Source organism: Mesotoga sp. B105.6.4 (genome assembly GCF_002896535.1).
Lineage (GTDB): Bacteria > Thermotogota > Thermotogae > Petrotogales > Kosmotogaceae > Mesotoga.
The window spans coordinates 1-22423 of sequence record NZ_JWIM01000014.1 but is presented as its reverse complement, the minus strand read 5'-3'; the positions used below and the strand labels follow the sequence as shown (position 1 = coordinate 22423).

Genomic DNA, 22423 nt, shown 5'->3' with positions numbered 1-22423 from the left:
ATGTCATTCAGTGTCCTTATGCCGACAAGTGAAGAGGAACTCATGTCGATTCTCTCCAGAAGCGACTGCAATATTCTCGCAGGCGGAACCGACCTACTTGTAAAAATCAGGTTGAAACGCATAGCGCCAAAAAATGTCGTGAGCCTGAGACATTTGAGGAGTTTCGGCAAGATAGAAGATCTCGGCGACTCAATAAGGGTCGGATGCAAAGTAACGATGTCCGAGCTTTTGAGCAACGAGACAATTGGAGAACATAGCAAAATATTGAAGATGGCTTTGAGAGAAGTAGGCAGCCCACAGATCCGAAACAGAGCAACTCTCGTAGGGAACGTTGTCAATGCATCTCCTGCAGGCGATTCAATCGTTGCTCTCTTGCTCTCAAACGCGACTTTGCAGATTGTGGGCCAGTACGGGGAGAGAATTCAGAGTCTAGCCGACTTCATCAAAGGTCCGGGAGTGACATCTCTTTCAAAAGGCGAGTTTGTAAGATCCATAACTTTCGAGAAAACCGGGGGGTTCTTTCCTCAGTTCTACAAAGTTGGTCAGCGAAGTTCTATGGCCATAGCAATAGCTTCGGTAGGCTCCTTGATATCTGAATCGGAAATCAGACTCGCATTCGGCTCCGTAGCTCCCGTTGTAGTTGTTCCGAAAGAGGCGTGCGAATATTATTCGAGTGAAAGGAGCTCGTTCGATGAATCGAAATTCGTCGAACTGGCCATGAAGCGCGTCTCTCCCATAGATGATGTTCGAGCAAGTCAGTGGTACAGAACTACCGTTATCAGAAATCTAGTTTTCAGAACCCTAAAAGTCTGGAGAAAGAGGGGATATAATGCTGTCTAACGTGAATGAGTACTTCAGACCGGAAACCGTCGAGGAGGCATTTGAACTCATGCAACGCGACAGAGATCATTCGATATTCCTTTCCGGAGGTACGATTGTAGCTCTTATGGAGTCTTCAAGAATCGAGAAGATCATCGATCTGAAATCTCTAAGGCTTGACACGGTATCGATCACCGAAGATGAAATAGTAGTCGGCGCCTCAACGACAGTCGAGTCTTTCAGAAAGGACCCACTGATAAGAAGGGAATTCGGAGATTTCTTTTACGACGCCTTCTCTTTAGTAGGCTCATGGCAGATTAGAAATATGGCGACTATCGGCGGCTCAATCGCCCCAAAACTTGGATGGTCGGACGTAAGCACCTGTCTTCTCGCTGCCGGCTCAAGTCTCATGATCTACGGGGTCGATGGTTACCAGCGAATGCTGATCTCTGATTACTTCTCGCTACCGGCAGGTGAAAAACCTCTGATCACTCACGCGATTCTTAAGAAGGACGGCTGGTTCACGGCCTTCGAGAAGTTCTCGAAGACTACTTTCGATATTGCGACGGTCAATGTAGGCCTTTCGATCAGACCGGAGCACGGGAGAATAAGAGCGGCCAGAGTTGTTTGCGGATCTAGACCGCAGTATCCGGCAAGGTTTGAAAGTGTCGAAGCTGCAATGGTGGATCTAGAGATAAACGATGTGATGCCTTCAATAGTAAGAAGTCTCGTTTATGAGAGCTTTATTGGAGGCTCGAATATGACCGCCTCCTTCGAGTACAGAAAGCACCTTGCTTCAGTGCTGGCCCAGAGAGCTGCTGAAAAACTGAAGGGGATGATTTTATGAGAATTGCCTTTACTGTGAACGGAAGACTTCATGAACTCGATATTGACCCCGGTGAGTATCTGCTTGAAGTACTAAGGAGGTTAGGCTATAAGAGCGTCAGAAGAAGCTGCAATTCTGCAAGTTGCGGAACTTGTACCGTTCTCCTGAATGGAAAGCCGATACTTTCATGTTCAACTTTTGCGGTTTCTATTGATGGTCAGAACATTGAGACCGTCGAAGGCATGGCCGATGGAGACAAGTTGCACCCAATCCAGGAGGCCATTCTCGAAGAGGGCGGAGCTCAGTGCGGATACTGTATCCCCGGGGTAGTAATGACGGGAGAAGCTCTGCTAAGAGAAAACCCGGATCCTTCCGACGAAGAGATAAGGCTCGCGCTCAACGGGAACATCTGTAGATGCACGGGATATGAGCCTCAGAATCGAGCCATAAAAAAGGCGGCCCAAGTGATGCGAGGTGAAATCGATGAATGATTCCTTCATGACGATCGGAAAATCAATGAAGAAAGTAGACGGTCTCGCAATAGTGAGGGGAAAGCCGGCATATACACCAGACTATGATATGCCGGATGCTCTAGTTGTCAAACTTCTCAGGTCTCCTCATGCCCACGCAATTATTAGGAGTATCGACAGCTCTCAGGCTTTGAGCATACCGGGTGTAGTCGGCATCTTCACCTACCAAGATGTGGAGAGAGTTCCTTATACCAGAGCAGGTCAGGGATACCCGGAACCCTCTCCTTACGATACTTATCTCTTGGACAGAAAGGTTAGGTACGTTGGCGACCCTGTGGCAGTCGTAGCAGCAACTACCGAAAAAGCGGCTCTCAAAGCACTAAGAAAGATCAAGGTCGAGTACGAGACCCTGGATGCGGTTTTTGATATGAAGGAAGCCTCAAAAGAGGGCTCTCCGATAATTCATGATGAAAGCGACTGCTCGGGTGTCTACGACAACTCCAGAAATATCGCCGCTCACTTCGTGATGGATATCGGAGACGTTGAGAAGACCCTCGAAGAGTGCGAATTCGTTATCAGAAGAACATATCATGTGGACACTCAGCTCCATGCTGCACTGGAACCACACAACGCTCTCACTTATCTTGATCCTGTCGGAAGACTAGTAGTTATCTCGTCCACTCAAGTGCCTTTTCACTGCCGAAGAATTCTCTCTAGAATACTGAAGAAGCCAATTGCAGAAATCAGAGTCATAAAGCCGCGAATCGGCGGAGGATTTGGAGGTAAGCAATCGGTAATCGCAGAGCCTTACGCCGCTCTCGTTACTCTCAAGACCGGTAAACCCGCAAGAATTGCTTATACAAGAGAGGAAGTCTCGATGGCAACGAATATTCGCCACGAGATGAGCTACGATGTTATCGTCGGAGCAGCTGGAGATGGAAAGATCAAGGCCATTTCACTTCACGGAATCTCAAATACTGGGGCCTATGGAGAACACTGCCTTACAACTTTCATGGTCTCGGGATCAAAAACGTTGCCTCTGTACAACAAGGTCGACGCTGTACACTTCGGCGGAGACATAGTTTATACGAACCTCCCTCCTGCAGGAGCTTATAGAGGTTATGGAGCGCCTCAAGGGCTCTTTCCTCTCGACTGTGCTATCGATGAACTTGCCTATGAGATGAAGATGGATCCGCTGAAGCTCAAAGAGATGAACTCCATCAGAGAGGGCGAAACCTCTCCAATATTTGAAATCATGGGTGAGGGAAGGGAAGGCGTCCCTCAAATAATGAGGAGTTGCAAGCTTCAGGAGTGCATCGATCTTGGAAGAAAGGCAATTGGCTGGGACAGTAAGTGGGGAAAGAAGAAGAGAAATGGAAGCAAGGTTCGCGGGGTTGGCTGTGCTCTTGCAATGCAGGGTTCGGGTATCCCGAAAATCGATATGGGCGCTGCCACTATCAAGATGAATGAAGACGGCTCATTCAATCTACTTGTAGGTGCCACCGATCTGGGAACCGGAAGTGACACAATCCTTGCTCAGATTGCCGCCGAGGTTCTAACGGTGCCTCTGGAGAAGATCATCGTCTATTCATCAGACACGGATCTGACTCCCTTTGACGTTGGCGCTTATGCGTCAAGTACAACTTATGTCTCCGGAAATGCCGTTAGGCTTGCTGCAGAAAAGGTAAAGGAAAAGGTACTTGATCTTGCGGCCGAGTATCTGGAAAAGGATCGATCGGAACTTACGCTTGAATCCGGAGTGATCCGCGGGAAAGACGGTTCTTCCGTATCGCTATCGGAACTCTGTACGATGCATATGTACACCTTCAATCAGCAGCAGATTTCCGAGTCGGCCTCCTATGTTGGTGAAGAGTCCCCGCCACCGTTCGCCGCAAGCTTCGCTGAAGTTGAGATTGACACAGATACCGGAAAAATCACACTGGTCAACTTCGTTTCATATGCCGACTGCGGTCTCGCACTGAATCCAGTACAGGCAATGGGTCAACTTGAAGGCGGTTCGATGCAAGGCATCGGCTGGGCGCTGTACGAAGACATCATCTACGGCAAGGACGGAAGAATGTTGACTAATGATTTCTTCACCTACAAGGTTCCCTCAAGAATGGACTACGGGAAGCTTACATGCGGTCTCGTCGATAGTTACGAGCCGACGGGTCCGTTTGGAGCAAAGAGCATAGGAGAAATAGGTATCGACACACCGATTCCAGCAATCTCCAATGCAATCTTTGATGCTGCTGGCATCCGACTGAGACACGCGCCATTCAAGAGCGAAAGAGTTCTATTCGAGATACTGAATATGGAGGTGTGAAATGAAAAAAACGGCAACATTCTTATTCGTGATACTGCTCTGCTCGTTTACATTTGGAATCACCTTCTGGGTGAGCTGGGAAGGAGAGGATTTCTACAGGGCAGCGGCCAGTAGATTTTCAGAGAAGACGGGTATTCCGGTGGAGATTGTCTACTTCCCGAAGATCGAGGAGAAACTCAATGTGAGCTTGAAGACAGGCGACTTGCCTGATGCTGTGATGATAAAGGATACTTATGTCGGCGACGTGGCAGCCTCGAAAAGGAATCTGCCTATCCCGGAATCTGCGCTGAGAGACTACCCTGAGAGATATCTGAGTGCCTTCACCTGGAAAGGTGAAGTCAGCGCTGTTCCCTACTATGCAGACAGTCAAGTCGCCTTCATCAATCTGGATGCCTTTGAAGAAGCAGGCTTGAATCTCGAAGACGACTTCGATTTCGTACAGTTCGAGATAATAAAGGAGAAGCTCACAGGGATAGTTGACTATCCTATCGCATTCGATTTCACGTCACCCTACATAATGTTTCCCTATGTCTCGGCACTTCTGAGCGGAGAGGAGAGGGCTGCTCTGAAGATTGGAAGTCCCGAGAGCAAGGAGACTGTATCGATCGTGAAGAGCTATTTCGATTCAGGTGTGATCTCCAGACTTGAAAGGGCGGCCATGAATGGGCTTTTCAGACAGGGAAAGATTGGCGTGATGCTTCAAGGCAGCTATATGGCGGAGAAGTTCAGAGAGAAGGGCCCTAGATTCGCGATGCTTCCCTTTCCCAATCTACAGGGGATAGAGGTAAGAGGAGTTATCGATTCAAAAGGTTTTGCTCTCTTCAACAGCGATACTTATGAACAGTGCATGAGCTTCATAGCCTACCTTGGGGAGCAGAGCGAAGAGTTCTTCGTACAATGCGACAAGTACCCGCTTTTTGGGTCAGGCTGGCTTCCAGAGCTTGGAGAAATCATCAACAAAGGAGAATTCATGCCAAATATTCCAGGATATCAGACACTGTTGTTTGAGGCTCTGGAACCCGCTTTACAGGCAATATTCAGTGGAGCTATGACCGTCGATCAGGCCTTAACGGGCGCACAATCCTACATTGACTCTGTCCGGTAGTTAGTATGTCGGTCGTGATACCGATCTTCTTTACCCTTGGACTGCTTCCTCTTATAGTGAGAAGGAAGTGGTCTATGGGTTTGTCTGTTACCTTCATTCTCGCAATCGCGACTATCGCTCCTACGGTTTGGGCTCTGTATGTCTCATTGACGGAATTTGGCATCTTTCAGACGGAACCTGTCTTTTCCGGTCTGAAAAACTACGAGATTGTGCTAAGAGATTCCGGTTTCAAACTCTCGCTGAAACTGACGGCCCTCTGGTCGACACTGAAATCGGCAATTGAGGTCTCAATCTCCTTCTTAATCGCGCTCAGGTTGAGAAAAGCTACCAGGTACAGCAAGTCTGCTCTTCTGCTCTTGGGTATAGGCTGGTTTATACCATCATTCATAACGGTGTCCGGATGGAGGGTCTTTGTTCAGGGATACGGAGGGTACTCTTTGTTGAATACCCTTCTTGGCACAAGTATTGACGTGACTCTCAACCCTCTGCACGCATTTCTTTCTTCCCTACTTGTAAGCGTCTGGCTTTCGATACCTCTCTCGACCATGATAATTCTCGGGATGCTAGGGAGAGTTTCAAAGGAACTGGATGATGTAATGAAAATAGACGGTGCGGGAGATCTCACAACCGCCTCTATTCTGTTTGGAGAGATAAGATATCTATTGATTCCGTACTTCTTGTTTCAACTTGCCAGATCGATGAAGGAGTTCACATCTGTCTTTCTTATGACCGGAAACGGTCCGTTGCTGCCTGAGGGATTCACTCCGCATACCTTGACCGGTTCAACTTCATTTCTAGGAATCGTTCTCTTCAGGAAATTCAATACGGCAAAGGATTACGGACTTCTCTCCGCTTACGCGGTATTCGTAGGAGTATTCGCACTCATATGGATCCTGGGCGCGCTCTTTTCTCGAGGAGAAGTACCGAAGAGACACAGGCGGGTTCTCTATCTCAGCAGCGCGGCACACATTCTTCTGGGGCTTTTCGCAGGCTGGAACTGGCTCGTTTTTCCCGTTGTTGCCGGATATTCGATACTCCCGCTAATAATACCCCGCTTCAGGAAGCCGTTCAGGCGGCTAGTGGGAGTTCTGTTGATATACGAAGTCGTCATATTCATTCTGAGCGTTGCTCAAAATGGTATCAGTGGCGTCATTCCGGCCACCCTTCTAAGCGTGCCTATGATCCTTCTGTCTATAAGATACAGATTTCCTCACTTCGATTTTTCCATTCCCGGATGGCTTAAGAGAGCGCTTCTTATTGTCTGTCTGGTTCCCACCGCAGTGATAGTGATCTACATACTCTTTCTCTCCTTCGCTTCCGATTCGGACATTGTGCCTTCAATCTCTGAACTGACACTGGCAAACTACGGCAAAGTGATCTCCGACGGACTCCCGGGCAACATATTCAATACTCTGAAGATCGCTTTTTGGGCCTTTGTGATCGTTCTTCTGGCTGGAGTTCCCTTTTCCTATCTCTTCTCTTTGAAGAGAAACATATTTGTGAGGATTGTCGCTTCAGTGATTCTCTTCGGAAGCCTCTACAACGGAATGCATACGTTACTCCCTATGTACTTTGTATTCGACAAGTTGGCCCTCGTGAACAGCTTGTTCGGAGTTGGGATGGTTGTATGTATTCAGGCAATGCCGCTAACTATTTTGCTGCTTGGCGGCTTTTTTTCTTCTGTCCCGAGAGAGCTCCGGGAAGTCTCTCTCCTCGAGGGATTATCGGAAACCGGCTACTTATTGAGAGTTCTTATTCCTCTTTCAATGCCCATAATCGGCGGACTACTCATGTACACTCTAGTCTCAGCATTCAATTCCTTCTCCATGCCGCTAATCCTTCTAAACAGTCAGGAACTCATGCCTTTCTCTCTCAAGATCTACAGTTACGTGGGTGAAGTAAGGAGCTTCTACACCTCCTGGAATTTATTCGGAGCGGCCTCGGTAATAGGGGTTATTCCTCTCCTTCTTTTCTTCAGAAGCTCACTGAAGCTCATTTACAGCTCGAATCTACGTGATCAGGGAATAGAATATGACTGAGCTTCACTCGAGGCTTTCAGGAAAGAATCCTTCATTTACGATACAATATAGATGGTGGTGAATTCTTTTGAAAATACTTTTGACTAACGATGATGGAATCCAGGCGACTGGAATAAGGTCGCTCGCGAAGAGACTTTCAAGGTCTCACGAAGTGACAATAGTTGCTCCCGAAAGCAACCGGAGCGGCGTAAGTCACTCAATTACATGGTTGACGCCGGTACGGATAAGAGAGAGGGAAACAATAGAGAACGTCTCCTCCTTCTGCACGAGCGGAACTCCAGCAGACTGTGTGGTTGCTGCTGCAACGATCACCGGCACTGACAGGTTTGATCTTGTGCTAAGCGGCATAAACCATGGCCAGAATCTTGGGGTTGACATCAGGTACTCGGGAACATTATCTGCAGCACTGGAAGCCAGGGTACACGGGATACCTGCCATGGCAATCTCCGTGGTTAGCGAGGAGAATCCAGATTTTCTGGCAGCTGTGGACTTCTCTGAAAGTTTCGTAAGAGAGTATGACTGGAAGAAGCTTCCGAAGCATACCGTTCTTAACGTTAACGTGCCTGCGATACCTAGAGACAAGATCCGGGGAATCAGTTGCACAAGACCTGGTGGTCTCATAAAGAGACGCTGGTTTGAGAAAAAAGTAAATGAATGGGGTGAGGAGGAGTTCTGGATGCGGAAGGAGATCCTCCACGATTCTCACGATGAAGACCTTGACTTTGTAAATGTCGACAAAGGGTTCATCTCGGTAAGCCCCATCGATTTCTTTGGCTCCTGTGACTCAGATTTCGGATTCTCTCTCGAAGAAGATTTAAGGCGCTTTTCAAGTCACTGGTTCAACAATAGAAATGCCAGCGATTATATTGCAGGAATTGCTGAAAGCAAAACCTAGAAGTCTATAGAAGTTGAAAAGCCCATGCTGAGATCAAATCTGACAGACTCATAGAGATGTATTCTTGCTCTTGCTAACAGGACTAGCTTTTGATTCATAAGAAACCTAGCTTGAGCAGATATCATAAATTCGTGTGAGATAGGCGTCACAAGTCCATACCAATTTTCGTCGTAGGGGAAATCGTATTCCGAGTCTATATCTATAGTGCCTTTTCTGAGATACTCCATCGTAACATCTAGTCTCATAGTCGAGTTCTCGTATTCAGCACTCACCAAGCCCAATGCTGCATCCGGTCCATACGGAAAGCCAAAGAATCCATTGATTGCTCCCAGTTCCTCAATCCATAGCGGATTCACAAATCTGCCTTCTTTTTCCTTTCTATTGTACATATAAGTCGTTGAATGATAGTACTCAAATCTAAGCTTTAAACCCCCACCTCGTAAAAGCGAGCTTTTCCTTACTGAATAATCTGCTTCCATAATGCGGGGCCCCAAGAATTCGTTTCCTTCAAGTAGAGTAATCACCCCTCCTACCAACCAACCAAATGCATTTGGGTTTGATTCATGAGATTGACTTTCGACTCCAGTCACTAAGTCGTCAAGTGTGAACTCACCGTAACCAAGGACATTGCCTATGTTCATCTCCATTCTAATTGCACCCATTATGTTTGAGCCTTTCTGATAGGTGTTGTGGTGCAGAATGAAAGGAGCAAGATCCTCCAAATCAGGATATGCACCGTGTACAAGGTTTTGCTCCACCACAGATATGAGAACGTTTTCGTTGAGGATCTGAATTGTGTGTCCTATGAGCGTCCTCGGGGCATTATAGATGCTCCTATCAGAAGTAATCGCGTAGAAACCGTACGATAAATCTCCGAAGATACTTCCTGTTGTCAGATTGATCCACAAATGATCAAAATAAGGAAAGCTTTCCGATAAAATGAAGCTATAGAAAGAACTTCCATAAGCGATTTTCCTTCTTCCCAAAGAGAAAGAAAGTACATTTTCGTTCATCTCCAAGTAACCAACTCTCGGGAAATTGAGATCAATAGTCGGAAGAACATAGCCTTCAGTATAAGGGAGGTTGCTTTTCCCTCCTGTTTTCAGAAAAGTTGATGGAACCTGTCTAATATCAAAACGTAGTATCAATTCGCACTTTGGGAAACTCATTTCTGTTGAAAACTCTGCGAACGGGGGCATAGACAAGTATCTTTCGAATTCTCTCATTGTAGCCTTGTTATCATCAATCATAAGAGGCATGTTATTCATGGAAAGAACGGGCGAAAAAGTAAATCGAAATTCCGACCAAGAAACGCCAATAATCGGAAACAAGAGCAGGTAAAGAAGCATTAATCTATTCCTCATAACCTCCACCTTCAGTCACCACATAGGTTGCTGGAAAATAAGCTGCTCGTAACCCGATAGTTCTTCTAAATTAAAGCAAATTAAGATTACGGGATCTAAACGATGCGGATACTTCTGAAGAGCACGACGGGATCTTCCAAAATGCGGCATTAACATCTTAGCCTTCTCATGCTTCTCTTCCTCTATCTAGTTTAGACTAGTTCAGACTCAGTTTGCCAGCCAGATCTTCGATCCCCTTCACAACAAAAGGCAAACAATATACTAAGACGGGTAAGAGAAGCCTTGCTTCCGACGTCCGACCGATCATGAAGTTCATAAAGATGAAAGGTACTACCCACAGCCAAGTTGATTTGTAGAACGGAATCTTCCAAGCAAGAGGAGTAAAAACAGCCGGAATCGAAAGCAGTATGACTGGATAAACTAGGGACCAGATGTTGTTAAGGTTAAAATCATATTGAAAGAAATTCAGATAGTATTGAGCTTCAGGAAACAGTACTCTAGACAGCACTACCGTGAAGCCCAGTGGAACCAATACTAGGACTGCTATCTTTAGCCAATTATCAAGTCTCTTCAAATTCGACTTGTCCGACATTTGATACAAGGAGTAAATGACTGCGATGAATAAAGCGTGATCTGTTCTAGCAGTACATGCTAGCAGAACCAACGAAATCATTGTTGCGAAGGCGCTCTTTTTATAGATGGCAATCAACGAGCCTGTAAAAAGCGACAACGAGAACATTGTCTCCGCCTGAAGAAAATCCTGAGTCGCAAACGGCAAGAGACCAGCAAACAGAAGAACAGCCATAAGGGATGAATAAGGACCTGCAAAGTTCTCAGTGAAGAAGTATAACAGGATGAAGAAGACAATGGAAAAGAAGAATCTAGCCGTCACATGCCCGTAGTAGATCCTGCTTTCTTCAGTGTCGTCTATCAAGTAATTCTTGAGTTCTTCAGGGATGTGGCTCCCAACTGTAAGAATCAACCTGGCCGGATCCATTGCATACTCTTCGATTTTGAGAGACTGAATGTTTGCTTTCAAGATGTTCTTGATTAGTTGATTCTCTCCAAACACAGAAGACAGTAGATTGTCAACGTTCTCATTAATAACATTCAAGATGGACATCCGCTCTTCCACAGAGAAGAACAGATCGAAGCTCCTGCGGAACTCTTCATCCCAAGCTTCTTCTTCCAAGAGCAATCTTGACAAATACTGATTGTTGATGTCATACCACTTCAGAGGTATGTTCTTGAAGAAATACTCAATCAAATAGTAGACTCCAAAACGAAATTGATCAGGTGCAACGCTGTTTCCTGCAATTACATCTCTGTGACAGGCCACACGCGAGTACCTTGAATATGTCAGAAGTCTGCTATCTGTAGTCCATACAGTCATCGATGCAAAAACATAAGAGAGAATCACGATCAACAAGAATACCACGAGTAGCCACTTCTTTCTTGATGAAAGCACTTTATTACCTCTCATACATAACAAGCTCCTCTCATATTGCTTCATCGCAATTTCTTGTTGCATCAACAATCCCAACGATTGTTAGTGGGATAAAATAGACTAAGACCGGTAAAAAGAGCCTTACATCAAAAGTCTTCCCCACGGCAAAGTTAAGAATCGTAAAGGGTATAACCCATATCCATGTCTTCCTATACCATTCAATCTGTCTCAACTTGAATGAAAATACAAGCGGGATACATAAGAAGATCGAAGGAAAGATCCAAGACCAGATGAATGCGAAGTTAAACCCAAACTGAAAAACATCAACATAGTACTCTGCATAAGGATATACAATGTTTTTCAGAAACAATGTAGCTATGACCGGGATGCTGAGAAGTACTATTCCATGTATAAGTGTCGAGATCTTTCTTACTCTCAATGCATCAAGCCCGTAATAAAGACAGAATATACCTGAAATGAAGAGAGCATGATCTGGTCTAGCTGTACATCCCAAAATAATTAGCAGAGTAAGGATAATTCCCGTTCTGCGTTTGAGCATGGCCAGTAATGATGCAGTAAAAATACAGACCGAGTACAGGGCTTCAGCTTGAAGGAACTCCTGAGTTACGAAGGGAAGAATCGCTGCAAACGTAAACATCGAAAAAACGGATAAGGGCCGACTTAGGAAACACCGAGCATAGAAATATATGAGAATGTAGAGAAGTGAACTGAAGAAGAACCTGGAATTGAAATAGCCGTTCATAATTCTTGTTTCATCGCTGTCTGGATCTAGGTAAGATCTGATGTCTGAAGGAAGCAAATTACCTATCAACAACGCAGTGCGCTTTACATCAGATACATAATCCTGCCATCTGATCTCACCAATTAGATTTTTGAGCAGATTCTGCGCCAAGACACTGTCCTTGAACAAGTCTTCCAATATACTGTCTATAGTGTTATTGATAGAAGCTATCAGTTCTTGCTTGTTGGCCTCAGTATACATGTAATTGGCACTCTTCATTATTTCTGGAGTCCAAGCAGCTTCATCGGTCAAGAGATTTGAGAGGTTCTCGTTGTAGTTGTCAAACCATTTTAGAGGAAAATACTTGAAAAAGTGTTCAATAAGCATAAAACCGCCTATTCGATATTGCTCGGGTGCAGTGCCCTTTCCCAACACAAGATCTCTGTGTATACTAACTCTCGAATATCTTGAGATGGTCAGAAATCTGCTATCTGTAGTCCATACAGTAACGGAAGTGAAGACGTATCCGAGAACGAGCGCAACAAAAAGTACAATGAATGACATTCTCAATCTACTTGACCCAGAAAAAGACTGTGATTCCGATTTCATAGATACCTCCCATGGTATTGTCGGCTAGTAGTTGTCCCACAGACGGCCCCAGGGGCTCTCTTTCTTCCACTCCTCGAAAATCCGAACACCGTGCTTCTTCCACCAGTGTTTATCGTGATAGGTATCTGAAGCGGCCACGAAGACTTTTACAAGCGGCGTGTGGAAGAAGAGTTTCTGAAAGACCTTCAATGGGCTGAACCAGAGCAGATCTCCGACTCTGCTCGCAAAGTTGTCTCCCACGTGGAATTGCAGGTTCACTCCAGATACATCGTCCCCGACCAACTCTATGTTCTCAGGCCTGCCGTTCCCAAGGCCCTCTTCATCGGCCAGCCTTATGTATTTCAAGTCCATCGGGTTGAACCCCATCATCTTCGCCGCAACCGCGTCAATAGCGACCTGGTCTTCACTGGCGAGTATGTAGTCTGCCTTCACCGGGATCAGTGTTCTGGGACCGGGTCCGTTTCCCGCAGTCGTTCCATCCATGAAGGCAAACAACCCTGTGTGAATCTCCTTCTGTATCTTCAACAGATCGACAAGAGTCTCGTGAATCCATGAATGAGTGTAATGCCTCTTCACGTTCAAGAGACCTCCGAATGCGTTTTTCATTGCGCCGGTAGTAGTGGTATAGATGTGACACTTCATCGTCGGAAGCTGAATTATGTTTTTGCCGAAGAAGTAGTCAGGAAGCTTCACTCCCTCGGGAAAGATCTTCGGCAGAACCGTCAGTTTGCTTTTTGGCGTATATTCAATCCATGACATGTCTTTCGGTTCGAAGTTGTACAGGACGGGGATATTGTATTTTTCATAGACGATGTCATACTTGTTCTGTTTCTCTCCGTACTTCGGCCTCGTAACCACAGTCTTATTCTCTACCGAAACGATGTCGTTCATGCCTTCATCCTTCAGTGCGAGCACTACGCCTTCTAGCTGCCACGGCGTGCTATTGGCGCCCGGCATTGGAAGATGCCAGGAAATGTTGTCCTTCAAGATTGTCGTAGCACTTACGTCCAAAGCCTCTTTCATACCGGCAAGTTTTGCAAGCCTTCTATAGTCATTCAGGACAGTCTCCGGTCTAGTCTTTACAATCGCAACTTTCGTCTTTTTCATCTTCTACCTCCGCTATTTCGCTATCGCAACCAACCAAATTCCTACCGCAATGACGGCTATTCCCATGAGCTTCATTGCGCTGAGTCTTTCGTCAAACAGGAAAACCGCCGCAACGGTAACGATCGCGAACCCGGCGCTCGTCATTATCGGATAGGCAACTCCCAGTTTCATCTTCGTCAGAACTACGCTGTAGAAAATGAAGGCAACTCCGAATGAGAAAAGTCCCAGCCAGACGCTGATGTTTGTGATTGAATTTATAAGCATCCCCTTAAGTCCAACGGTGTTTATGTCAGGCGCATTTTGCATCCCGTATTTCAGCAGGACATTTGCCCCGGCGTTGAAGACTATTGCAACGACAAGTATCATGGCCTCAGTAAAACTCATAATTCGTCCCTCTTTACAACCAGATTGGCAGATAGATTGCCAGCATAACAGATACTATCCACAAAACAACGGTAACCGCTATTCCTCTGTCTCTTGTTACGACTTCCGTCGGGTCGCCCTCTCCATTCTTGAAAAGGAGAAGGAGGTATCTAAACATCCCATAGGTTACGAAAGGCACAGTGTAGACAAGCTTATCAGTACTGAATTTCACAATCGTCGCCGGATCAAGACAGTAGAGAGTATAGGCGATGATAGTAACAGAGGCCGTAGCAACCATAAGGTAGTCTAGATATCTGTCGTCGTAAACGCTCAAAACCTTTCGGTGATTGTTGCTTTCTTCTTTAAGTGAAAGCAGCTCGTTTCTCCTCTTTCCAAAACCCAAAAAGAGCGAGAGAAAGAAGGTTGTAACCACTATCCATCCTGTAGGAGTTGCATCGATAGCGTAAGCCCCTGCCATTACTCTTATCACGAATCCCGCAGATATGCAGAAGGCGTCAATCAATACGATCTCCTTGCCCTTCAGAGTATAAAAGATATTCTCAACAACATAGAGAAGTAGGAAAACAAGAGCAAGGTATGGAAGAAAGAGAGCAATCAGGACCGCAACGACACTCATCACTGCTGCGACTGTTGCTGCATCTCTCACACTGATCTCACCGGAAGCAATCGGTCTATTCTTCTTTCTGGCATGATGCATGTCGCTTTCACGGTCTTTGATGTCGTTGAAAATATAGACGCTGCTTGAAACGAGGCAAAATGCAACGAAGATCAGCGTAGCTCTCAGAAGAGAGTTTGGGTCGGCAAGACTCGAAGAAAATATCAGCGGAGCAAAAACGAACAGGTTCTTTATCCAGTGTCTTATTCTTATCACTCTGAGCGCGATAGCTAGATCTACCATCTTTTTCTCCTGAAGAAGCTTGTGATTATTTAAGAGTCGAGTATCTCATAAGTGCCAAGCTCTCATATATTAACATACAGGCTTGAAAAGTCGACAAAGCGGAGTTGAAATCATTCAGTGAAGTTAAACCCTTCATCGAACAGCTCGAGACAGGCATCTACGACTCTTGCATCATACAGCTTTCCCTTACCGCTTCTGATCTCATCAAGCGCCGCCTGAAGACCGAGTGAAGACCTATACGGTCTGTGAGACGCCATCGCTTCCACAACATCGGCAACGGCTATTATTCTAGCCTCGAGAATAATCTGATCCCCCGAGATTCCTTCGGGATAACCGCTTCCGTCAAGTCTCTCGTGATGCTGCAAGATTGCGTCTGCCACCGGCCAGGGGAATTCGATATCTTTGAAAAGCTCACATCCCGCCGTCGGGTGAAGTTTGATCAAATCGAACTCGAGATTGGTCAGCTTTCTTGGTGTGTTGAGTATCTCCGCGGGAACCTGTATCTTTCCCACATCATGAATCATCGCCGAAAGCCTCAGTCCCGTAAGCCTGTTCTCTTCGAATCCCAGCTTTTTGCCGATTGCAACAGAAAGCTCTGCGACTCTCCTTTGATGACCTGAGGTATAAGGGTCCCTGAGATCTACGACCGAAGCGAGAACGTTCACCGATGCCTCCATCGTTTTTGAAACAGTCTCCAGACTCTCTCTTAGCTCTTCGGTACGTTTTCCGACTTCTCTTTCAAGATGGAAGCTTCTATTACCCAGTGACCCGATCAGAACCGCAAGCGACAGAGTTACAGTCAGTCCGATCGCGAGGATGAAGATCCAGTAGTTCATGGGGTACACGACGCTGAAATCCGGCCCTGGATGGGCAACAATAACGAAAAGCCGCCCGAACAGCATTACCGGAAGGGCGATGTTATTTTCATTTTCCGGATAGTGCCATATGGAAGTCTCCGCAGACTCATGTACATGTAAACCAGATTCCTGCGCCGAGGAAAACAGCAGTACTGGATTTCCGTCCGAGTCGATCTGATAAAGCCCCAAAATAACTGTTGGATCTCCATTACTGGGGAGAATAGGAACGGCACTGTGAAACGCTTGTGAATGAAAGATAGCCCCTACGAATCCAGTTTGACCCTGCGGTCTCTCCTCGACAATCGGTCTGAAGACAAAGAAGTGGAGGGCTTTCTCTTCGTCCGTCGGAACGACGACAGGATCGCTTGCCCACATCAGTTTTGAAGCAGCTGCCTTTTCAATTGCTTCCCCGACCGACTCGAGAGATCCCAGGTCTAACCCCAGCAGATTTCTGTTGCTCTCTAGAGGCTCAATGTACTGTATCGGGTAATATGACTCGCGATCCAGATTCCTTTCCTTTCCGCCAGATTCACCGGGTTCCCAGACGAAGAAGTCCGGAAAGCCTTCACTTCTGATACTTTCTTCGAACGACTCTATCTCGCCCGGCGAAACCCTCTCAATCCAGAACCATGAAATCAGTTCGTTGTTTTTCGAGAGTGAACCTACGTAGTTCAAGAACTCCTGCCTGTAAACAAAGCTGCTTGACTCAAAGAACCTGGCAAGAGCCTCGACCTGAAAATCTTCAATATTCTTCATCGCCCTGGAAAGCGAAGTTACATGAGTCGCGGCCAGATCTGCAAAGGCGTCATTTCGCGCTGCCTCCTGTCTGTCATGAACTAGAGATGAGACCATGATGGTGACAGCGACTCCAAATGCGGCAAAGGCGATAGCCTCAAGGTACCTCTGAACTCTCTTTTCCTTCTTCTCTTGTGGCAGCTTGTCTCTGCGGATGATGAAGAATCCCGAAAGTATCGCCATCAATATCAGAACCAGAGAGAAAACTACGGGCTTAATCGCATATGATAAAATCCCTTTCCGGAAGTCGTTGGCTTCAACGTCTATGCCGAGTACGGCAAGGAGTCTGCCTGAATTTTCATCGATTACGGGAACTATTACCGATACCCATGTTCCCCAGCTGTCAGTAATTACTGGCAGCACTCTGGCCTTCTTCTCCCGGAAGACTTCAAAATCATACTCAGTAGCATCGGCGTATATGTCTCCCGGAAGAGATTCGTCATCTGAACCGGGCGGCTCGGAATCAATGAAAAAGAACAATTCTCCAGATTCCTTCTGTCCCATTAGGTAGATGAAGCGGTATTGAGGAAATAGCGCATTTACTTGCTCCAGCTGGCTCTTGAGTCTCCAGTATTCAGGCCTGTCCAGATCATCTATGCTCCCTGAAAGCCTCGAAAGCTCGTCCAAATTGAGACCGCTGTGGACAAATCTTGCCTGTCTCAAAAGCCTGTCCGAAAACTCCCTTCTTCCCCTGGCTATCTCGGCAAATGAAAGCAGAACACCCATAAGAAGAATCAGAACGACAGAAATAACAACGACGGCAAGACCGGATAGTTTAGCAGCAAAGCCAACCAATCTTTTGGAAAGACCAAAGCTGGGACCTCTCATCAAAGGCACTTATGGACACCCCTCTTCGAAAAACTTTCTCAACCAAATTTTAACACAGGATTTCTCTTCAGCCACAACGTGCTCTTTGAAGAGACCGCAACTTCACTTCTTCAAGCGGCTAATACAGTTCGTCAAGATCGATCTCTTCCTCCGGCTTTCCCTTAAGAAGAAAACTCTCGATGTTCTTTAACGCGCCATTCACCATTGACTGCATACTCTCCACCGACCAGCTTCCGACGTGCGGTGACATGACGACATTGGAAAATCTATGAATTGGATATCTCGATGGAAGTGTTGCGGGCCGATCACTTGAGGGATACTCGTACCAGACATCTATTGCCGCGCCGGCGAGAGTTCCGCTTTTCAGAGCATCATACAGAGCCCGCTCCTCAATTACTCTTCCCCTGCTCACATTGACCAGGTACTTGTCCTTCATCTGACTTAGCAGATCGGAACCGATGATCCCCGCCGTCTTTTTCGTCAGCGGAAGAGCAACGAATACAAGATCTCCGGCCCGAACGGCATCGTGAATATCGTCTGTTATTCTCTTCACGTAAGGGAACCCGCTGCCAGGTGTTCTCTTGAATCCCGTTATTTCGCATTCAAAGCCGCTGATAAGTTTTGCTATCGCCTGCCCAATTCTGCCTAGGCCGAGAATAGAACACCGCTTACCGATGATCGAGTACCAGGTCGCCTCCTTATTGGATGGCCGACCTAACCATACTCCCTGAGCAAGATCGTTATGAAGTTCGACCACTCTTCCCGTAACAGCTAAGGCCAGAGCTACGGCTCTTTCAGCAACGACCTCGGCATTCTCATGAGTGTTTGAAACAATGACGCCACGTTCTCTTAACCGCTCGAGAGGCAGACCATCAACGCCTGTCCAGGGAACGACAACCATTCTGAGATTTCTAGCCTTATCAAGTTCGGCTTGCGAAAGATTTCCTTTTACTATTACCTCGGCATCGGAAATATGGGATTTCGGATCACTGTTGCTGGAGTACGAGATGAAAGAATGTTCGGGAAATGCTCTCGCAAGCTCATCTACTTTTCCTTCCCAGTATCTGTCAAGTCTATTTAGGAATAAGATCTTCACGTTTCTAGCCTCCCACGGGATTTAGCGCAGAAAATCGGAGTTTGTAGCGAACCAGTCCATTCAGAGTCTGAATTTCATTCACAATATTGAACCCGATCTTCTCATAAAAACCGACGGCATCCTCGTCTGTCCACACTGCAAGAGTATCTATGATAAAGGCATCTATCATTGTCTTTATGAGAGTGCGGCCGAAGCCTCTCCTCCGCTTGTCTTTCCTGACAGCAAGATGCAGAAGCTCGGGCTCTTCAAGCTCATGGAGCTTCAAACCGGCTACAGCAACTATGCTTTCTCCCTGCCTCATCACAAAGAGTCTTTTCTCTGGAGCCCGATACATCTTTAATACTTCGTCGGACTGCTCCGGTCTTCCCAGACAACCAGAAAAGATCTCTCTGAACCTTCCGGGAAGATTATCGAACTCGACTTCCTTAATCATCTCTCCAACTCCTCACCGGCCATAATCGTTGCTTGAGAATCAGGCGCGTTTTCCTTCAACCACTCGTAATGAGTTGCAGCTTTATCGTTCATGCCATTGCGCATATAAAGCTGAACAAGCTTAAGCCTCGCGTTCAGCTGTATCTCTATACTCAAGCCATCCTCAGCTAAAACCTGAACTATGATCTCAAAATCAGAAATGGCTACATCTAGCTTTCCGAAAAAAGCCGGTATATTCGCGTAAGCGTTAGCCCTTATGACTCTTATTAAGATATCGTCAGGATTCCCTTCCACTGCCCTATCCAGGTGATCGATCCCCTGGTTCAGATTCAACAGCTTTCCAAAGGGGTTCCAGTCATCTCTCGCTCTGAGGAGGAATGAGGACCCAAGATAAGCTCTGGCCAGTCCCAGGTCTCTTCTTTTGAGAACATCTTCGAGGATTCTGATAGCCTTCGTGACGGAATCTTTGTCACCTTCCAGACCGGCATCGTGGTAAGCAATTCCCAGCTCGATGGCAAGATCGATGTTTTGTGGGTCTTCTTTGTGAAATCTCTCCAATTCGGAAATCGAATAACTTGCACATACAAACACTCCGGCAAGCAAGACAATCAAAACTAAGGTCCTTCTCATTTTCTCCCTCCTCTACAAATATTAGCATATGAAAAGACCTCCGAATCGAGTCACTGTCACAAAGCACCGCTTCCATTGACTTCGATCGGAGTAATTCAGCCGGCATGAACCTATAGTCTGAGCTCAGAACCTTCCTCGAAAACAGTAAGCTGCCTTTGGCGTGTTCATTTGCTCAGACGAACACTAGGACTGCCAAGAAACTTTAAGGACCTCGATATAAGTTTGTTTTCGAAAGCTCCACATAACGCGGGCCTCCATCGAATCGATGCGAACCTCTCCACGGCACTTTGGAGGAAACAAAAAAAGCAAAGCGAGAGGCCACAAAACTTCAGCTGTTCACTTGCCTCCGTTTGGAAGCGAATAGAGACGATCTGAAATTGAGCCAGGAGAGTTCGTTGCCAAAAGGGGGGGAATTCCAGGATAGGCGTTTCCTGAGTTGTTGCTTGAAGAAGAGTATCCTGTTCTCTAGTCGGCTCCAATTTAATTTAGACGGTGATTTGCACTTTTTCACCTTCTTTGCGAAGTTTTTTGGCTTTCGATATACTGTTTAATTGCGGAAAGTGGCGCACCGCCTACTGTAGCAGCAAAATAACTGTTTGTCCAAAGTGTAGGCAATTTCGTTGTCAGGTGTTTAAATTCTTGCCTGAGTATCCGTGAAGTATGTCCTTTAATTGCTTTAATAAGTTTATGGACTCCATATTGCGGGTCTACTTCGACAAGCAAGTGAACATGGTCAGGCATGATTTCCATTTTGATGATTTCTGCTTGACGTTCGGCACAGATACTTACAATCAACTCCTCTAATCGTAGTTCTACATCACCAACCAAAACTTTCCTACGATATTTAGGGCACCAGACTATATGGTACTTGCAAGAGTGTACAACATTGTTGTTCGACTTAAATTTAGTGTTCATACATGTATTAGACCATATTACACTATCTAATACCAATAGAAGAATTAAGCCGATTGAAAAACTTCAGTTTTCTAATCGGTTGTGCCTTATATCCCCATAGCTGAAGCAAGGGGCTTTACGGCACTTCCGGTAATCACAACGATAACTGCCCTTGAATCTTCTCTGAAGTCAAGCTGACTGCCAAAGAGTATTGCGTCATAACTCCAGGTGTTTATGTGCCATTCGCCGGCCGTTTCGATTTCCTCGATAGCGAGAAGGAGTTCGTCCCTTTCCATAACTCCATGGAACGGATGGTCCGGTGATTTTCTTCCAGGCTCTTCCAGTGACGATGCTTCAAAGAGCAAAACCGCCACCCTGAAATCACATGAATCGTCTTCGAGTCGATTCACGAATTCCTTCAGTTCTGACTTGATCGACTCGATTTGACCCGCCATTGAGCCCGTCTTATCGATCAGGAAGACCAGGTCGATTTTCGAGGAAGATACTGATCTTTCCCAGAATCCGATGCCACCAAACTGGTCTTCTCTCTGATACGGAGCAATTTCGGCCTTTGACAAGACATTCCCAAACTCGTCAACGAGAGTCTCGGTTATTGCGAAGTCTTCGATTGAGAGTCCCGTAACCGGAACATCGCCGTCTTTGGCGCTGACAGAGCAACAAACCTGATGAATGCCGTTGTAGCTGAAATCCCATATTTGCCAGCTTTTGAATTCAAGTGTTCTCGAATAAGCAGTTGGGGTTAAGAGAAGAGAGAATAACAGAAATAGGAACCCTATCCTTCTTGACTTTGTCACGACCCAGAGTGCAAAATCAGTCATAGCGCAAAAGTTGGAAAGAAAAAATGCCAAATTGCCACCACGAACAGAAGCGACTTAAATCTTATCTAAATCAAAGAACGAGTTCAGATTGTTCCGTCACATTGTTGGGAGGCTTTATTCTAAAGAGCCTCACCAACTTATTCCCAAGCGGATCCCCCTTTGTCTTCAAAAAATAGTCCTTATGATTTGTAGAAAAACCCATAACCTGTAGTGATTTGAGAGATTCTTTCAGTTTTTGAGGAGATGCATCAATCCCATTCTTTTTTGCTTTGATCTCCAATGAGCGTTCCATTAGAAAAGCCAGAAAGCACAACACAAAATGTCCCCGGATTCTTTTTTCAGTCCAGTGAAATATCGGGCGAGTTTCAAGCGTGGTTTTTAGAATCCGAAAGGATTCTTCAATCTTCCAGAGGGTGTTTTTAATCTCCACAATCTGCATTGGTGCCAACTGCTTTTCGCTCGTTTGAATCCCATAAAAACCATCGAAAGAGGCTTCATAGGCGATGCGTTTCTCATCCAATTCCCAGTCACTCTTATCCTTTCGATGTTCCTTCAGATACTTCTTTGGTCCCCTCCTGTTGGAGGCCTTGATCTTTGCTGTACTTTCAAGCAATACCCGTGCCTTTTCCAATTGTCTCTCACGATCTCTTTTATCTTTATTGGCCCTCTTGAGGGAGTATGTAATTATCAGATGTTCATCCAATTCATGCATCGTTTTGCTCTCTGAATCGTACACCCTGTTCACATGCTCTAACACCTTGTATTTGAAAACGCCTTCTTCTTCACAACTCAGATTTTCCCCGTCCCACTTATCTTCCAATATCCTCGCTTTAATGGCATTAGACATCCCCTTAATCTTGGACGCCACCACATAGCCATAACCGCTATCTTCAATCGCCTTCAAATTCATCTTGGCATTGATCCCTCTGTCGGCAACTATCACCGCACGACGCACCCCAAACTTTTGATTTAAATTGTCCAAAGCCTTCACCAGTGTCTTAGAATCAAACGTATTACCAGG

20 protein-coding genes are annotated in these 22423 nt (G+C 46.0%); 7 read left to right on the top strand and 13 right to left on the bottom strand.

Going from position 1 to position 22423, the window contains the following annotated elements; translation table 11 throughout:
- The 7 genes from RJ60_RS04600 (at window position 1) to surE (ending at window position 8480) form a co-directional block, all read left to right on the top strand.
- On the top strand, window positions 1-840 hold the full coding sequence (locus RJ60_RS04600; RefSeq protein WP_103134153.1) for a xanthine dehydrogenase family protein subunit M: 840 nt from the start codon (window positions 1-3) through the stop codon (window positions 838-840).
- Window positions 830-1666, top strand: a complete 837-nt coding sequence (locus RJ60_RS04595; RefSeq protein WP_099829366.1) for a xanthine dehydrogenase family protein subunit M — start codon at window positions 830-832, stop codon at window positions 1664-1666. The genes RJ60_RS04600 and RJ60_RS04595 overlap by 11 nt, the downstream gene beginning before the upstream one ends.
- Window positions 1663-2136: a (2Fe-2S)-binding protein gene (locus tag RJ60_RS04590; protein WP_103134152.1), complete on the top strand. Its 474-nt coding sequence runs from the start codon at window positions 1663-1665 to the stop codon at window positions 2134-2136. The genes RJ60_RS04595 and RJ60_RS04590 overlap by 4 nt, the downstream gene beginning before the upstream one ends.
- Window positions 2129-4441, top strand: coding sequence for a xanthine dehydrogenase family protein molybdopterin-binding subunit (locus RJ60_RS04585; protein WP_103134151.1), 2313 nt, complete (start codon window positions 2129-2131; stop codon window positions 4439-4441). Before RJ60_RS04590 ends, RJ60_RS04585 begins: the two co-directional genes overlap by 8 nt.
- A 1-nt stretch (window position 4442) precedes the next feature.
- Window positions 4443-5546, top strand: coding sequence for an extracellular solute-binding protein (locus RJ60_RS04580; RefSeq protein WP_103134150.1), 1104 nt, complete (start codon window positions 4443-4445; stop codon window positions 5544-5546).
- Window positions 5547-5551: 5 nt separating this feature from the next.
- A complete protein-coding gene (locus tag RJ60_RS04575) occupies window positions 5552-7585 on the top strand; it encodes an ABC transporter permease subunit (protein WP_103134149.1) in 2034 nt (677 codons plus the stop codon).
- Between the two features lie 67 nt (window positions 7586-7652).
- Window positions 7653-8480 carry a 5'/3'-nucleotidase SurE gene (gene surE / locus RJ60_RS04570; protein ID WP_103134148.1) on the top strand — a complete coding sequence of 276 codons (828 nt, stop codon included), beginning with the start codon at window positions 7653-7655 and terminating at the stop codon, window positions 8478-8480.
- On the opposite strand, the gene RJ60_RS04565 is transcribed toward surE, so the two are convergent.
- The 13 genes from RJ60_RS04565 to RJ60_RS04500 all read right to left on the bottom strand — a co-directional run.
- Complete coding sequence (locus RJ60_RS04565) at window positions 8477-9844, bottom strand: hypothetical protein (RefSeq protein WP_103134147.1); 1368 nt, start codon at window positions 9842-9844, stop codon at window positions 8477-8479. The two genes, surE and RJ60_RS04565, sit on opposite strands and share 4 nt — an antisense overlap.
- Before the next feature lie 196 nt (window positions 9845-10040).
- Complete coding sequence (locus tag RJ60_RS04560) at window positions 10041-11327, bottom strand: hypothetical protein (RefSeq protein WP_146028895.1); 1287 nt, start codon at window positions 11325-11327, stop codon at window positions 10041-10043.
- Window positions 11328-11343: 16 nt separating this feature from the next.
- Entirely contained in the window at window positions 11344-12642 is a 1299-nt protein-coding gene (locus RJ60_RS04555; RefSeq protein ID WP_103134145.1) for a hypothetical protein, read from the bottom strand.
- 24 nt (window positions 12643-12666) lie between these two features.
- A complete protein-coding gene (locus RJ60_RS04550) occupies window positions 12667-13749 on the bottom strand; it encodes a DUF362 domain-containing protein (RefSeq protein ID WP_103134144.1) in 1083 nt (360 codons plus the stop codon).
- 12 nt (window positions 13750-13761) lie between these two features.
- The gene (locus RJ60_RS04545; RefSeq protein ID WP_099829356.1) at window positions 13762-14133 is read right to left on the bottom strand and encodes a multidrug efflux SMR transporter; all 372 of its coding nucleotides are present in this window, start codon (window positions 14131-14133) and stop codon (window positions 13762-13764) included.
- Between the two features lie 13 nt (window positions 14134-14146).
- Window positions 14147-15031: a decaprenyl-phosphate phosphoribosyltransferase gene (locus RJ60_RS04540; protein ID WP_103134143.1), complete on the bottom strand. Its 885-nt coding sequence runs from the start codon at window positions 15029-15031 to the stop codon at window positions 14147-14149.
- 110 nt (window positions 15032-15141) lie between these two features.
- Window positions 15142-17511 carry an HD domain-containing phosphohydrolase gene (locus RJ60_RS04535; protein ID WP_258006181.1) on the bottom strand — a complete coding sequence of 790 codons (2370 nt, stop codon included), beginning with the start codon at window positions 17509-17511 and terminating at the stop codon, window positions 15142-15144.
- A 118-nt stretch (window positions 17512-17629) separates the two neighbouring features.
- A complete protein-coding gene (locus RJ60_RS04530; RefSeq protein WP_103134141.1) occupies window positions 17630-18607 on the bottom strand; it encodes a 2-hydroxyacid dehydrogenase in 978 nt (325 codons plus the stop codon).
- 4 nt (window positions 18608-18611) lie between these two features.
- Window positions 18612-19040, bottom strand: a complete 429-nt coding sequence (locus RJ60_RS04525) for a GNAT family N-acetyltransferase (protein ID WP_258006179.1) — start codon at window positions 19038-19040, stop codon at window positions 18612-18614.
- Window positions 19037-19669 (bottom strand): lipopolysaccharide assembly protein LapB, encoded by a 633-nt coding sequence (locus RJ60_RS04520; protein WP_103134140.1) that lies wholly within the window; start codon window positions 19667-19669, stop codon window positions 19037-19039. The genes RJ60_RS04525 and RJ60_RS04520 overlap by 4 nt, the downstream gene beginning before the upstream one ends.
- A gap of 507 nt (window positions 19670-20176) precedes the next feature.
- Window positions 20177-20584, bottom strand: a complete 408-nt coding sequence (gene tnpA / locus RJ60_RS04510; protein ID WP_103134138.1) for an IS200/IS605 family transposase — start codon at window positions 20582-20584, stop codon at window positions 20177-20179.
- A gap of 86 nt (window positions 20585-20670) precedes the next feature.
- Complete coding sequence (locus RJ60_RS04505) at window positions 20671-21432, bottom strand: vWA domain-containing protein (protein WP_258006178.1); 762 nt, start codon at window positions 21430-21432, stop codon at window positions 20671-20673.
- Between the two features lie 40 nt (window positions 21433-21472).
- Window positions 21473-22423, bottom strand: a 951-nt coding sequence (locus RJ60_RS04500; protein ID WP_146028894.1) for an IS1634 family transposase, incomplete at its 5' end; no start/stop codon positions are given.

Excerpts from the sequence above, each read along its gene's own strand:
- RJ60_RS04600 (WP_103134153.1), top strand. The coding sequence starts at position 1 with ATGTCATTCAGTGTCCTTATGCCGACAAGTGAAGAGGAACTCATGTCG.
- RJ60_RS04595 (WP_099829366.1), top strand. The coding sequence starts at position 830 with ATGCTGTCTAACGTGAATGAGTACTTCAGACCGGAAACCGTCGAGGAG.
- RJ60_RS04590 (WP_103134152.1), top strand. The coding sequence starts at position 1,663 with ATGAGAATTGCCTTTACTGTGAACGGAAGACTTCATGAACTCGATATT.
- RJ60_RS04585 (WP_103134151.1), top strand. The coding sequence starts at position 2,129 with ATGAATGATTCCTTCATGACGATCGGAAAATCAATGAAGAAAGTAGAC.
- RJ60_RS04580 (WP_103134150.1), top strand. The coding sequence starts at position 4,443 with ATGAAAAAAACGGCAACATTCTTATTCGTGATACTGCTCTGCTCGTTT.
- RJ60_RS04575 (WP_103134149.1), top strand. The coding sequence starts at position 5,552 with ATGTCGGTCGTGATACCGATCTTCTTTACCCTTGGACTGCTTCCTCTT.
- RJ60_RS04565 (WP_103134147.1), bottom strand. The coding sequence starts at position 9,844 with ATGAGGAATAGATTAATGCTTCTTTACCTGCTCTTGTTTCCGATTATT.
- RJ60_RS04560 (WP_146028895.1), bottom strand. The coding sequence starts at position 11,327 with ATGAGAGGTAATAAAGTGCTTTCATCAAGAAAGAAGTGGCTACTCGTG.
- RJ60_RS04555 (WP_103134145.1), bottom strand. The coding sequence starts at position 12,642 with ATGAAATCGGAATCACAGTCTTTTTCTGGGTCAAGTAGATTGAGAATG.
- RJ60_RS04550 (WP_103134144.1), bottom strand. The coding sequence starts at position 13,749 with ATGAAAAAGACGAAAGTTGCGATTGTAAAGACTAGACCGGAGACTGTC.
- RJ60_RS04545 (WP_099829356.1), bottom strand. The coding sequence starts at position 14,133 with ATGAGTTTTACTGAGGCCATGATACTTGTCGTTGCAATAGTCTTCAAC.
- RJ60_RS04540 (WP_103134143.1), bottom strand. The coding sequence starts at position 15,031 with ATGGTAGATCTAGCTATCGCGCTCAGAGTGATAAGAATAAGACACTGG.
- RJ60_RS04535 (WP_258006181.1), bottom strand. The coding sequence starts at position 17,511 with ATGAGAGGTCCCAGCTTTGGTCTTTCCAAAAGATTGGTTGGCTTTGCT.
- RJ60_RS04525 (WP_258006179.1), bottom strand. The coding sequence starts at position 19,040 with ATGATTAAGGAAGTCGAGTTCGATAATCTTCCCGGAAGGTTCAGAGAG.
- RJ60_RS04520 (WP_103134140.1), bottom strand. The coding sequence starts at position 19,669 with ATGAGAAGGACCTTAGTTTTGATTGTCTTGCTTGCCGGAGTGTTTGTA.
- tnpA (WP_103134138.1), bottom strand. The coding sequence starts at position 20,584 with ATGAACACTAAATTTAAGTCGAACAACAATGTTGTACACTCTTGCAAG.